This is a genomic window from Leptolyngbya sp. AN10 (assembly GCF_050565645.1).
In the GTDB taxonomy this organism is placed as follows: domain Bacteria; phylum Cyanobacteriota; class Cyanobacteriia; order Leptolyngbyales; family Leptolyngbyaceae; genus Leptolyngbya.
Genome location: NZ_JBNXVP010000020.1, coordinates 92,758 through 105,040, shown reverse-complemented (window position 1 = coordinate 105,040; position 12,283 = coordinate 92,758). Strand labels below are relative to the sequence as shown.

At 47.0% G+C, this 12,283-nt stretch carries 11 protein-coding genes; 6 read left to right on the top strand and 5 right to left on the bottom strand.

The features are described from left to right. The first annotated feature begins 154 nt into the window (after positions 1 to 154). Positions 155 to 619, top strand: coding sequence for a Fur family transcriptional regulator (locus ACQ4M5_RS25595; RefSeq protein WP_430678543.1), 465 nt, complete (start codon positions 155 to 157; stop codon positions 617 to 619). Here the strand turns inward: ACQ4M5_RS25595 and ACQ4M5_RS25590 are convergent. Beyond that, positions 616 to 1,674 carry a peptidoglycan-binding domain-containing protein gene (locus ACQ4M5_RS25590; RefSeq protein WP_430678542.1) on the bottom strand — a complete coding sequence of 353 codons (1,059 nt, stop codon included), beginning with the start codon at positions 1,672 to 1,674 and terminating at the stop codon, positions 616 to 618. The two genes, ACQ4M5_RS25595 and ACQ4M5_RS25590, sit on opposite strands and share 4 nt — an antisense overlap. 247 nt (positions 1,675 to 1,921) lie before the next feature. On the opposite strand from ACQ4M5_RS25590, the gene ACQ4M5_RS25585 reads away from it, so the two are divergent. Together ACQ4M5_RS25585 and ACQ4M5_RS25580 are read left to right on the top strand one after the other, a co-directional pair. Beyond that, positions 1,922 to 3,295, top strand: a complete 1,374-nt coding sequence (locus tag ACQ4M5_RS25585) for an APC family permease (RefSeq protein ID WP_430678541.1) — start codon at positions 1,922 to 1,924, stop codon at positions 3,293 to 3,295. A 19-nt stretch (positions 3,296 to 3,314) separates the two neighbouring features. Next, positions 3,315 to 3,974, top strand: coding sequence for an SAM-dependent methyltransferase (locus ACQ4M5_RS25580; protein WP_430678540.1), 660 nt, complete (start codon positions 3,315 to 3,317; stop codon positions 3,972 to 3,974). A 41-nt stretch (positions 3,975 to 4,015) separates the two neighbouring features. Here the strand turns inward: ACQ4M5_RS25580 and ACQ4M5_RS25575 are convergent, their stop codons facing one another. From ACQ4M5_RS25575 to ACQ4M5_RS25565, 3 genes are all read right to left on the bottom strand, one after another. Continuing rightward, positions 4,016 to 4,867: a hypothetical protein gene (locus ACQ4M5_RS25575; protein WP_430678539.1), complete on the bottom strand. Its 852-nt coding sequence runs from the start codon at positions 4,865 to 4,867 to the stop codon at positions 4,016 to 4,018. An 809-nt stretch (positions 4,868 to 5,676) separates the two neighbouring features. After that, positions 5,677 to 6,255, bottom strand: coding sequence for a Crp/Fnr family transcriptional regulator (locus tag ACQ4M5_RS25570; protein ID WP_430678538.1), 579 nt, complete (start codon positions 6,253 to 6,255; stop codon positions 5,677 to 5,679). Between the two features lie 114 nt (positions 6,256 to 6,369). Then, a complete protein-coding gene (locus ACQ4M5_RS25565) occupies positions 6,370 to 7,512 on the bottom strand; it encodes a sulfate ABC transporter substrate-binding protein (RefSeq protein WP_430678537.1) in 1,143 nt (380 codons plus the stop codon). 189 nt (positions 7,513 to 7,701) lie between these two features. On the opposite strand from ACQ4M5_RS25565, the gene ACQ4M5_RS25560 reads away from it, so the two are divergent. Beyond that, positions 7,702 to 8,610: an FTR1 family iron permease gene (locus ACQ4M5_RS25560; protein WP_430678536.1), complete on the top strand. Its 909-nt coding sequence runs from the start codon at positions 7,702 to 7,704 to the stop codon at positions 8,608 to 8,610. Here ACQ4M5_RS25560 and ACQ4M5_RS25555 read toward each other — a convergent pair. Further along, on the bottom strand, positions 8,570 to 9,439 hold the full coding sequence (locus ACQ4M5_RS25555) for a lipid kinase (protein ID WP_430678535.1): 870 nt from the start codon (positions 9,437 to 9,439) through the stop codon (positions 8,570 to 8,572). The genes ACQ4M5_RS25560 and ACQ4M5_RS25555 overlap by 41 nt on opposite strands. A gap of 298 nt (positions 9,440 to 9,737) precedes the next feature. Between ACQ4M5_RS25555 and ACQ4M5_RS25550 the strand changes: the two genes are divergently transcribed. Together ACQ4M5_RS25550 and ACQ4M5_RS25545 are read left to right on the top strand one after the other, a co-directional pair. Beyond that, a complete protein-coding gene (locus ACQ4M5_RS25550; RefSeq protein ID WP_430678534.1) occupies positions 9,738 to 11,345 on the top strand; it encodes an iron uptake porin in 1,608 nt (535 codons plus the stop codon). Positions 11,346 to 11,421: 76 nt separating this feature from the next. Next, complete coding sequence (locus ACQ4M5_RS25545; protein ID WP_430678532.1) at positions 11,422 to 12,273, top strand: transporter substrate-binding domain-containing protein; 852 nt, start codon at positions 11,422 to 11,424, stop codon at positions 12,271 to 12,273. Positions 12,274 to 12,283 lie beyond the last annotated feature (10 nt).

The window sequence follows — 12,283 nt, the reverse complement described above, 5'->3', positions numbered from 1 at the left end:
CGGCTAAATTCTTAAAGCAATTGCTTTCCAAACACCCTCTTAGACGGCTAAATTCTTAAAGCAATTGCGGAAGATTCTCAATTGGGTGAACTTATTGCAAGTCGCCTAATTTTTTTGTATGCTATGATTCTCAAGAAAGGAGGCTTTGTTGACAATGCTGAACGCTCCTACTTACACCAGTGCTTCGCTTAAGGCTGAATTGAACGAAAAAGGATGGCGCTTGACCCCTCAGCGTGAAATCATCCTGCAAGTGTTTCAACAACTTCCAGAAGGGCAACATCTGAGTGCTGAAGATCTTTATCATGAACTTCAAGCCAAAGGCGAAGGGATTAGTCTATCGACGATCTATCGCACTTTGAAACTCATGTCGCGGATGGGCATCTTACGCGAACTAGAACTCGCGGAAGGTCATAAACACTATGAAATTAATCAACCTTATCCGCATCATCATCATCACTTAATCTGTGTCCGCTGCAATAAGACGATCGAGTTCAAGAGCGATTCAATTCTTAAAACCGGAACCAAAGCAGCCCAGAAAGAGGGATATCACATTCTGGACTGCCAACTCACGATTCATGCGGTCTGTCCGACCTGTCAGCGATCGTTACTCCCACTCTAGGGCGACCCGAAGATCACACGAGCATTATTCAATCCCCGCGATCGTAGTAATGCTGCCCGACGTTCTGCCGCTTCTGGCGTAGTATAGCTTCCTCCATCGGCATAATTGCCGAGTCGGGACTGTCTTGGCACTGCATCTGGAAGCACGGTTTGAATCCGCGTGAATTCTTCGGCGCTACGGAATGGAATCACCACGACATAGCGGCGAACATCTTGAGGATTTTGACCACCTGCGTTCGGTCCTTCTGCGACTCCAAGTGCTGCCAAAGTCTGACGATCGGCGATTCCAGTGACAGGGAATCCTTGAGATTGTTGGAAACCCGCAACGGCTTGCTGGGTCTGTGTACCGAAATAGCCAGTGATCGGAACTGAGAAGCCCACTCGATTCAGTTGTCGTTGCAATTCGGTGACGCGCTGATTCTGATCGCCGATTTGCAGTTCCCCTGTACCCGGTGTACCTGGAGGCGTTGTGGGAGAAGTGGGTGTACCGGAAAGAATGGCATAGACATCAGCATCCACCACACCTGTTGGAGAGCGACCTGCATCGTTTTGGAGTTGAATGACAGCAGCTTGAGTATCAGGTCCGAACACGCCATCGATCGTGCCGTAGTAATAGCCTCTTGCTTGGAGTTGGGTTTGAACTTCGCGGACTCCAGGACCTCGATCGCCTAACTGTAAGCGATCGCCAAATTGCGCTGAACCCGTTCCTTGTGCAGGACTTCCCAAGCCAAAAGCGCGGTAGGTTTCTGGTCCAACGATTCCATCGGGTGTAATTCCCCGCTGTTGCTGACATTGAAGGACGGCTTCGCGGGTTTGAGGACCAAAAAATCCAGTAGAAGAACCATCAAAACAGCCTAATGCTCTGAGGCGATCTTGTAGCTCGGTGACGGCTGTTCCAGAATCACCTTCTTGTAAAACGAGTTGAGCACTGGCAGACGTGGCAAAGCTCACAATGGCGCATCCTACCATTGCACTCAACAGTTGAATGCTGCGTCTCCTAATGCGCGATCGACGGAATGATTTTGTGGCGAGATGCAGGACTGCGATCGTGTTCATAATTCTTCGAGCAACGTTTTTGAAGGAGAGTACAATAGAAAGTTTTCTCCTAAAAGTATATTACCCAAGAAGAGTTTTACAAGCCTGACCGGACTCGCGGTAGATTCGGTTCATAGAGTCCGGTCTTTAGAACTATGCCAAAAGTAGGAGCGCAGGTGTTACCGATGCGAACTAAAATCCTTTGAAAGATTGATCTCAAAGGTCTGATTTTCGCGTGACTGGTTATGCTCTTTAGTTAGGTATCACTATGGGTTTCCCGAAATCTTCAGATTATTCAGAGTCGATCGATGATCGGGCATCCTCTGAACAGTCTGCAAGTCCAAAGACTGCTTTATCGGTCATCGATGCGGTGGCGCTGATCGTTGGAATTGTGATTGGAGCAGGCATTTTTGAGACTCCTGCTTTAGTCGCATCCAACACAGGCACAAATTTCACCGTTTTACTCGCTTGGATTATCGGTGGAGTTGTTTCTCTGATCGGAGCGCTGTGCTACGCAGAGTTAGCGACGACTTATCCGCATGTGGGCGGGAACTACTATTATTTACAGCGGGCGTATGGAAGCTCGATCGCGTTTCTGTTTGCCTGGGCAAGAATGACGGTCGTGCAAACGGGGTCGATCGCATTACTAGCATTTGTGTTCGGTGATTATGCTTCTGAAATTTTGCCGCTCGGAACCTATTCAGGAGCGATTTATGCAGCGGGTGCGATCGTGCTTTTCACGATCATTAATATCCTTGGACTAAAACAAGGAAAAGGTGCTCAAAACTGGCTCACGGCTGCAAAAGTTCTCGGACTTGTCTTGGTGATCATTGCAGGTCTGACGAGTTCAGGAAGCCCAGTTCCTCAAGCTGCGACTGGATCAGCGCCCATTACGACAAGTTGGGGAATGGCAATGATTTTCGTGCTGCTGTCTTATGGAGGATGGAACGAAGCAGCTTATATTTCGGCTGAAATTCGCAATCCGAATCGTAATATTGCTCGATCGCTCTTTTGGGGAATTGGCATCATTGCAGCGATTTATATTGCGATTAATTTCGCCTATCTTCACGGCTTGGGAGTCAGCGGAATGGCGAACTCGTCAGCGGTGGCGGCAGATTTAATGCGAAATGCGTTTGGTCAGCCTGGAGTGATTTTTATTAGCTTGCTTGTTGCCGTTTCTGCTTTGGGTGCATTAAACGCGACGGTATTGACGGGAGCGCGAACGAACTATGCACTAGGGCAGGATTTCAGCGTGTTCCGATTTATGGGACAGTGGCAAGGCGAGAAGAATTCACCGATTCCAGCCTTGATCGTGCAAGGTGCGATCGCGCTTCTTTTAGTTGCACTTGGAGCATGGAGACGGAAGGGATTTGAAACAATGGTGGAATATACCGCCCCGGTGTTTTGGTTCTTTTTCTTGCTGGTGGGCTTTTCGCTCATCCTCTTTCGCTTTAAGGAGCCGAATCGTCCGAGCGCTTTTAGAGTGCCGTTTTATCCGATCACCCCGATTTTGTTCTGTGGTATTTGTGGATTTTTGCTGTATTCCAGTTTGGTGTATGTCAAAGAGGGCGCGATCGCGGGTGTGATTGTTTTGGCTCTGGGGATTCCGGTTCTGATGTGGCAGCGTCGCGTCGATAGTTAGTTATTGAGGAGAAAATAGAATGATTGTTCGTCCTTTGGTGATAACGGTTGGAATGTTGAGTTTGATGATAGCGGGCTGTTCGTCGTCTCCCACTGCGACAACGGAGGCTCCAACAACAGCTCAAAGTCCTGCAACTCAAGCTCAAAGTCCAACAACGACCCAGAGTCCGGCTCCAGCAACAACGACTCAAAGTCCTACCCCTCAGTTGGATGTGCCTTATGTGCCAACACCAGAACCCGTCGTGGATGCGATGCTGAAGGTGGCGAAGGTTGGAAAGAATGATGTGCTGCTGGATCTTGGCAGTGGAGATGGACGAATTCCAATTACCGCAGCAAAGCGATTTGGAACGAGAGGATTTGGCGTAGATATTGATCCGGAGCGGATTAAGGAAGCGAATGCGAATGCTAAGAAAGAAGGTGTCACGGATTTAGTGCAGTTCGCACAGCAAGATTTGTTCAAGACGGATTTGACGAAGGCAACGGTAATTACGTTGTACTTGCTGCCGCGCATCAATCTTCAATTACGTCCACAATTGTTGAAGCTGAAACCGGGAACGCGGATTGTGTCTCATGCGTTTGATATGGGCGATTGGAAGCCGGATCAAGTGGTGAGCGTGAATGGAACGAATGTTTATTTTTGGACAGTTCCAGAGACAATTCCGCCAAATCTGAAGAACTAGAGCAGTTCTTGGGGCAGATGAGGAGACCTGCCCCACGTTTTTTATGCTGAGACTTCATAGTTCACAGTTCCAAGCCAGGGTGCTTGCGGTTGTTGATACGGCTTGAAATTCAAAGGTGTAAGGTTGCCTTTTCTGATGAGATGCGACATAAAGTGCAGTGAACCTTGAAGTAGATCAGCGCTGAGTAGCTCTCGATCGGGAGTCGATCGTAGTTTTTGAGTAAACGATTTCATCATTTTTTTCAGCGCTCCAGCATTCTGCGAGAGTTCCAGATAAGCAAAAGTCGTATTCCGAATTTCTGCTTCTAGCTTGGCAGGATTCGTTAGCGTTTGATTCTCGAAAATGCCATTGAAACGTCGCTGAATAAAGGTTCTTACGTGTTCAGAATACGGCTTCGTATGATACTGCTGTATCGCTTCAGATAAGCGAATTTCCTTGTTTTTATTGATGGTTTCGCTGACTGTCCAAGCGGCGATATTCGCTGAATGATCCGAATCGGATGCAAATCGATCGAGAGCTTCTCTCAGCGATTTCAAATTACCAGGCTTAGAACGAAAAAGCTCGATCGCTGATCCAATATCTCCCGCCCAAGAAGTGTAGTCTCCTGTCCAGCGAGTAAAGTCCGACCATTGCAATCCAGGCTGATCGATTTGATCAGACAGCGCTGCGATGAAATGTCCAAAATCCGTCATTTCGCCTGCAAATAAAAGCTCTTGGTCTAACTTTGCTTCAATAAACGGTTGCTCAAATCCAGTCACGATCGACCAAGGTTTCGTCGTATAGCTTGGCTTAGTATAACCACGTAATCGATTCGTGATTTCGTAAACTGAAGCATCCGGATGGGATTGTTCAAAACTCTGAATAAATTGCAGAACGCCTGAGAAGTCCATCATAAGATTTGCCAAAAAAATACTGTGCCCACATTAGACACAGCATCGAATGAAGATACTACGGAATGGATTTTTTGGATAAATCATGGTGCCTGGGCGAATATAGCCATACTTATTTCAGTTGGGACACTTCTAGAAAGCCCCCTAGCCCCCAAGTTTGGGAGAGTCTTAAGCCCCCAAACCCCCAAGTTTGGGGGCGACTTCGAGGATGTCCTAATCTAAACTTCTACAAACGATCACAAGAAATAAGCGGTAGCGCTGGAAGCTCAGTCACTTCAGTGCTGAGAGGAAAGCGCACACGAGCGGTTTTAACCGCCGTCATTTTTCCGAGGCAGTCGCTTAATGTAGTCTCGCAAAACCTCAGCAGGAGACACCTGCTTTGATTCTGCGTAGTCTTTGAGTCGCTGGAACTCTTCATCAGATAACCTTAAATTGAATACATTCTGTCTTACCATCGTAGTAGAAATAAACTACGATAATTATATGCCGAAATTGGATAGGGCACTGTCAGCTACGCAGTAAACAGCTTCTCCAGTAGGCAAGTATCAACGAGTGATACGCAAACCGTAGCAAACGGGGCTGTCCCAGAATTGCCTGGGTTGTAGAAACAGACTTTATCTTGCGAAACAAGTCGAGTGCTTGCATGAGATTTGGAGTAGGGGTAGGGCGCGTGTAAGCCAGCCTGGAGGCTCAAACTTGATATCAGTCCCGCAGCAATGCGAAGGGATGTCGATGTTTAGGGCTACTGAAAATTTCCGTATCTGGAGCGAGAGGCTAAAAGCACCCGCGTCTTCAGACCGGGGATAAGCTTACTAAATTTCGTAGTGCCACGTTGCATCAGGGTGCAACAGGGTCAAATGATTGGGCAATCGCTGAACTAAGCCTTGTTGCTCAAACTGCTTCAGAACACGGGTAATCGTCACGCGAGTCGTTCCGAGTAGGTCTGCTAAATCCTGGTGAGTCAGTCGCAGATCAATCAAATGACCTTTGCTGACTTTGCGCCCAAACTTCTTTGAAAGCCAAGTGAGCAGTTTTAACAACATCTCTTCGACTCGGCGATGACTGCGAATCAGCATGAATTCTTCAGCTTGTTGCACTCGTGCTAGAAGTTGCACGGGGTCAGGGAACCATTCATCGGCAGAAAGTGGAGTCGCTTCAACCTCAGTTAAACACTCGATTTGGTAAGGCTCGATCGCGGATAGGTAAGTTCCAACCCAGTCACCCACACCACACAATCCCAAAGTAACGGTCGAACCATCTTCGAGCCAAGTTACCATTCGCACCACACCCGACTCAATTCGCCAGAGTGCAGTGTGTCGGAGTGGAATTGTCGATCGACGTTTAAAAGATCGAACTTCGGGCAGCGATCGAGAAACGACTGTGGAGTGCATGGCGACCCTTGTATCAGTGAAAAAGTTAGCGATCGTACTTGGTATTGCATTGTTGTATTCCGACGGCTTAGAACCGCGATCGAGAAATTAAGCTCGATCGCGGTTTAATCTGACTTATTGTTTTGCAGCAGCTAACGTTTGATCAAACACACCACCATCTTCAAAGAATTTCTTCTGAACTTCGTCCCAGCCCCCGAAATCTTTGATTGATGCCAGGGTCTTCACTGGAGGTAGTTTCGCTGTATCTGCTTTGGTTCCAGCAGCAACACTATCCAACGGACGATATCCTAGTTTCAAGAATTCTGCTTGAGCTTCTGGTGTGAATAGGTACTTCACAAACGCTTCAGCAACTTCGCGGGTTCCATGCTTATCCACGTTCTTGTCAATTACAGAAATGGGAGTATCGATCGAGATATTCGTTTCTGGAACAACATACTCCAGCTTTTCGCCCTTTTGCTGTGCCAAAATTACTTCATTCTCATAGTTGATCAGCGCATCACCCTGACCTTGTTTGGAGAACGCATCGGTCGATTCACGAGCATCTTTAGCGAGAACTGCAACGTTTCTGTATGCTCTAGCGACAAACTCTTTGGCTTTGGCTTCGTCGTTATTGTTGCGTCTGAGCGCATCATTCCACAATACGAGATAGTTCCAACGTGCTCCACCAGAGGTTTTTGGATCAGCCGTGACCCATTTCACATCATCGCGGGTCAGATCTTCCAAGGTTTTAATGTTTTTGGGATTACCTGGACGAACCACGATCGCGGCAACTGTTTTCGCAACGGTTCCATTGTTAGGAGTTTTTGTGTCCCAATCTGCATTCACCAGTCCCGCTTTCACCAGTTTTCCAGTATCGGCTGCCAATGCGAGGTGAGCGACATCGGCTTCTAAACCGTCAATAATGGCGCGAGTCTGAGATCCCGATCCGCCGTAGCTCTGTTTGAAGGTGACGTTTTGACCTTTATCTCTTTTCCACTGCTCAACAAACTTGGGAATGATGGCATCATGGGCAGCTTTGGGAATTGCATAAGCTACGAGCGTTAGTTCCACATCTTTAGTTGGATTAGAAACCGGGCTTGCTCCTCCTCCAGCGGTGGGCGTTGAAGCGTTGTCGCCACTGCTGCACGCTGCGATCGTTAAACTCAGTGTCGCTCCGATCACAAATAGAGACAAAAACTTTCTGACCGATCTTGGATGAAATAGGGATTGAACTGCTCGGATCACTGATTCCAAAGCGTTATAGCGCCAAAACTTCATTGCGTTCTCCTTGTATTCTACGGTTCGTCACTCGAATTACCGTATTTTCTCAACCCACATCGTATCGGGGAATATTGAAATTCGCAATAGGTATCTGCAATTTCTCGCTCGGATTATAGGAGTTTCGCGATCGCATCCAGTCCCAAATCGATCTTCTAAAATGATCGGTAGTTCTTCAGACGTACAAGTATGCTTTCGACGTTTGTGATTACGCTACGGGAAGGGGTAGAAGCTGCGCTAGTGGTCGGGATTGTGCTGGCGTATTTGAGCAAGGCAGGTCGATCGAGTCTCAATCCTTGGGTTTATGGCGGGATTGTTTCCGGCATTGTTGCGAGTGTTGCTGTTGGGATTGTGTTTATCTGGACATTGGGCAGTTTAGAAGCTTCTAATCAGGTTTATGCACCTGTGTTCAAACCGCTGCTAGAAGCGATTTTTGGATTAGTCGCGATCGCGCTTTTAAGTTGGATGCTGATCTGGATGACGAAGCAAGCGAAATCCCTTAAAGGTGAAGTCGAACGCGAAATTGATCAAGCAATGCAGACGAATGCAGCTTGGGGCGTATTTGGATTGATCTTCTTTGCGGTGCTGCGAGAAGGATTTGAAACGGTGGTGTTTATTGCGGCACAGTTTCAGCAAGGATGGTCGCCTGTCATTGGTGCAATTGGCGGATTAACAGGCGCGATCGTCATTGGGATTTTATTGTTCAAACTCGGTGTACAGATCAATCTGAAACAGTTCTTTCAAGTGATGGGAGTGTTCCTGTTATTGATTGTCTCTGGCTTAGTGATTGGTGTGTTAGTTCACTTTGATAAAAGCTTCGCAATCCTGTCTCAGTTAAATCCTGAGTTTGCGAGTCTCTGTATTTCTGAGCCGAATTCTTGCTTTCTTGGCAGCTTGATTTGGGATGCTTCTAAAGTGCTACCGCAGAAACAATTTCCAGGTGTAATTTTACATACACTGTTTGGATATGTCGATCGCTTATATTGGCTCGAAGCGATCGCATATCTAATCTTCTTATTTACAGTCGGTAGCTTGTATCTCCAAAGCTTGAATCCAACTAAGGAACCAGCACAGAAAGCGCTTTCGGAACAACCTTAAAATGTGCAGGTGTGGTGGTCGTAATTTCGCCATCGGTGTTAATGGACTTCGCTTTCTTCACATACACAAAAATCTCCTTCCCTTGCCAAGACTGAACCCAGCGAGATTTTGTGTGTGTTCCTCGTCTCAGAGCAGGAAGCGCTAACGCCATCTGCCACCAATGATCAATTTCGAGACTGTAGAGATCCAAGCGTTCATCATCGATCGCAGCATCTTCCGCGACTGCCATTCCGCCCCCGTAGTAGCGACCATTTCCAACTGCAATTTGAACGGTTTTCACTTTCTGCGATCGACCATCACAAACAATCTCAGCTTTGAATCTGCGCGACTTCCACAACACTTGGAATGCAGTCGTCGCATACGCCAACACACCCCAGCGTTTTTTTGCGGTCTTCGTTAAACCGCGAGTAATTTGAACACTTAATCCTAAGCTTGCAACATTGAAAAAATACTTACCATTCACCCAACCGAGATCAATCTTTTGAATCTTACCGTTTGCAATTACCTGACAAGCTTCGGGCAATGTTACTGGAAGCCCAAGCGTTCTGGCTAAATCGTTCGCAGTTCCGAGGGGCAAAATTCCGAGTGGCAAACCTGTTTCAACTAATCCTTCAACCGCTGCATTCAGGGTTCCATCTCCGCCGCCAACAATCACGAAATCGACACGATCGCGGTTTTCTCGAATCGTTTGGGGCAACAATGCGGGTCGATCGATTGGAGCTTCGATCAGTTCTAATCCCAAAGCTTCTAGCTGATGAATTGCTGCCTCAAGTTGATCATGACCTTTACGAGCATTGCGATTGACGAGGAGTAGCGCACGATTAGACATAAGAAGAAAAATATCGGGAACAAATGCCGCAATCTTAACGGATATTGAGGTTTCTCGCCTATGTCTATAGCATTGAATCGAACGATAAGTAAATGATGAATTCCGGTTTCCTACCACAGATAGATGAATTCTTAAAACAAAACTTACAAGTATCCTCTATGACAAAAAGCTCGAATATGTTCGTAGAAGATATCTCAATTAGATCAAGGGCTACAGGCTGCTTTTTGTTTGGTTTGATGGCTTCAATTAGATGAACGATTGACTAGATTCTATTCATCTGTGGTGTGAGATACCCTCTATGCTAAATAAATTAGGAAACTCTGCGATCACATTTAGCACGATCACGCTTTGTACAACAGTTTTCAATTCCAGTGCATTCGCGATCGATCCGTTAGAACTTTCTGATCCGACGATCGAACAAGTCACTTCAGTTTCCCAATTAACCGATGTTCGTCCCACGGATTGGGCATTTCAAGCTCTGCAATCCTTAGTCGAACGCTATGGCTGTATCGCAGGCTATCCAGACCGAACTTATCGTGGCAATCGTGCTTTAACGCGGTTTGAATTTGCGGCGGGATTGAATGCTTGTCTCGATCGAGTCAATGAACTGATCGCAGCTTCCACCGCAGATTTAGTGAAAAAAGAAGACTTAGCAACCCTGCAAAAGCTTCAAGAACAATTTGCAGCCGAACTAGCAACAATTCGCGGTCGAGTGGATGCGTTAGAAGCCCGAACGACCACTTTAGAGAGACAACAGTTTTCAACAACTACAAAGCTCGGCGTTGAGTTGGTTACTTACTTAGCAGATGCGTTTGGACGCAATGCGAGTGATGCCAATAATACGAATTTTGGGTATCGATTGCGATTTGATTTTGACACAAGCTTTTCTGGTGAAGACCGCCTTAGAGTTCGGCTCCAATCGACCAACCTGCGACGGCTCGATACTGCGACTAATTTTCCGGTGGGGTTAGCAGGCGGAACGGATGAATCGAGATTTCTAGCAACCAGCGTTTCGCAAAATGGTGAAATCACGCTGAATCGCTTGCAGTATCGGTTCCCAGTTGGGGAAAGGTTAACGGTTTACCTTGATGCGAACTCGATCGATCCCACGATCGTCACTGATCCGATCACGCCGTTTAATGATCAAGTGATTGGTGCGCCCTCGAACTTTGGTCAAGTCAATCCGGTTTATTTCCCGATCGGGAATCGGGCTGGACTTGCTGCAAATTTCCGAGTTTCACCAGCAATTAGCTTTGACTTTGGATACTACGGCGAAGATTCAACGATCGGCGGACCGAATTTTCCAAATAGCAGATCTGGTCTTTTCAACGGCGGTTACAGTGCTTGGGGACAACTCGTTTACAGCGCTGGATCGCTCAAATTCGGCTTGCTCTATGTCAATAGCTATTCTGTGGTAAATGGTGTTGATACGTTAGCTGGAAGCAATCCCGCAAAAGTGATCGGAGCGGGTCCGGTGATTGGAAATTCTTACGGGTTCCAGTTTAACTATCGAATTTCACCGCGATTTGAATTAGGTGGATGGCTTGGATATACGGCGGCTCGTGCGTTGGGAGATGGCACAAAAGGTGATGCAAGCGTTTGGAACTATGCGGTTAACTTAGCGTTTCCTGACCTTGGCAAGAAAGGGAACTTGGGCGGAATCCTCTTTGGAATGCAGCCGAGATTAACAGGCACGAGCAATGATAATCTGGCGCAAGCGATCGGGCTTCCGGCTGGACAACGCAGCGATCGAGATACGGGCTATCACATCGAAGCTTTTTACCGCTATCAATTCACCGACAACGTTTCGATCACGCCTGGAATTATTTGGCTCACGGCTCCAAACCACGATAGTCGAAATCCTGATGTGGTGATTGGTGTGATTCGTACTACTTTCGTTTTCTAAAATCTATCGATCGTGGTAGTTGTCAAAATTCCCTGCGCTATTCTAAATCTATTTCTATGTTGATGAGGACTTCAAGATGAAGCGACGAAAGGTAATTCTAGGCGGATTGTGTTTTGCCTCTCTTGCAACGACGGCTGCCTGTGGTGGTGGGGGGCAGTCGGGTGGCAATCAAGCTGGAGATAGCAAAACACTCACGATGCTGACATCACCAGACTATCCACCCTACGGATTTTATCAAACCTCTGGAGGTGAACGTAAGATCGTTGGATTTGACATTGATATTGCGAACTATATTGCAAAAGAATTGGGCTATCAATTGAGAGTTCAAGAGTCCGATTTTAACGGGTTGATTCCAGCACTTCAGGCGAATCGCGCCGATTTTGTAATGGCGGGAATGACCCCAACCGATGAGCGCAAAAAGAACGTTGATTTTTCTAATATCTACTTCCAGGCGCAAAATACGATCGTGGCTCTCAAAGGGAGCAATCTTGTGAAAGCCGAGAATCTTGCTGGAAAACGAGTCGGGGTTCAACTGGGTTCGATTCAGGAAGGCGATTTGAAGAAGATTGCGGAAAAGGTACAAGGAATTCAGGTGAAAACATTGAACCGTGTGCCGGAAATCATTCAAGAGATCAAAGCCAAGCGAATTGATGCAGCGATTATCGAGGATACGGTGGTCAAAGGATTTGCACAGGCGAATGCGGATTTGGAATATAACGTGATTCCATCTGAAGGACCATCGGGAAGCGCGATCGCATTTCCAAAAGGATCGCCCCGTGTTGCAGAATTCAACGGAGTTTTGGACAAAATGAAAGCAAACGGAGAACTCGATCGATTAGCAAAACAATGGTTTGCCACGACGATTCCAGCCTCTCCCGCAGCGTCTCCTTCTCCCACGGCTTCCCCTTCGCCATCTCCCACCAACTAATCTGCTAAAG

Excerpts from the sequence above, each read along its gene's own strand:
- ACQ4M5_RS25580 (WP_430678540.1), top strand. The coding sequence starts at position 3,315 with ATGATTGTTCGTCCTTTGGTGATAACGGTTGGAATGTTGAGTTTGATG.
- ACQ4M5_RS25575 (WP_430678539.1), bottom strand. The coding sequence starts at position 4,867 with ATGATGGACTTCTCAGGCGTTCTGCAATTTATTCAGAGTTTTGAACAA.
- ACQ4M5_RS25560 (WP_430678536.1), top strand. The coding sequence starts at position 7,702 with ATGCTTTCGACGTTTGTGATTACGCTACGGGAAGGGGTAGAAGCTGCG.
- ACQ4M5_RS25570 (WP_430678538.1), bottom strand. The coding sequence starts at position 6,255 with ATGCACTCCACAGTCGTTTCTCGATCGCTGCCCGAAGTTCGATCTTTT.
- ACQ4M5_RS25595 (WP_430678543.1), top strand. The coding sequence starts at position 155 with ATGCTGAACGCTCCTACTTACACCAGTGCTTCGCTTAAGGCTGAATTG.
- ACQ4M5_RS25555 (WP_430678535.1), bottom strand. The coding sequence starts at position 9,439 with ATGTCTAATCGTGCGCTACTCCTCGTCAATCGCAATGCTCGTAAAGGT.
- ACQ4M5_RS25590 (WP_430678542.1), bottom strand. The coding sequence starts at position 1,674 with ATGAACACGATCGCAGTCCTGCATCTCGCCACAAAATCATTCCGTCGA.
- ACQ4M5_RS25545 (WP_430678532.1), top strand. The coding sequence starts at position 11,422 with ATGAAGCGACGAAAGGTAATTCTAGGCGGATTGTGTTTTGCCTCTCTT.
- ACQ4M5_RS25550 (WP_430678534.1), top strand. The coding sequence starts at position 9,738 with ATGCTAAATAAATTAGGAAACTCTGCGATCACATTTAGCACGATCACG.
- ACQ4M5_RS25585 (WP_430678541.1), top strand. The coding sequence starts at position 1,922 with ATGGGTTTCCCGAAATCTTCAGATTATTCAGAGTCGATCGATGATCGG.
- ACQ4M5_RS25565 (WP_430678537.1), bottom strand. The coding sequence starts at position 7,512 with ATGAAGTTTTGGCGCTATAACGCTTTGGAATCAGTGATCCGAGCAGTT.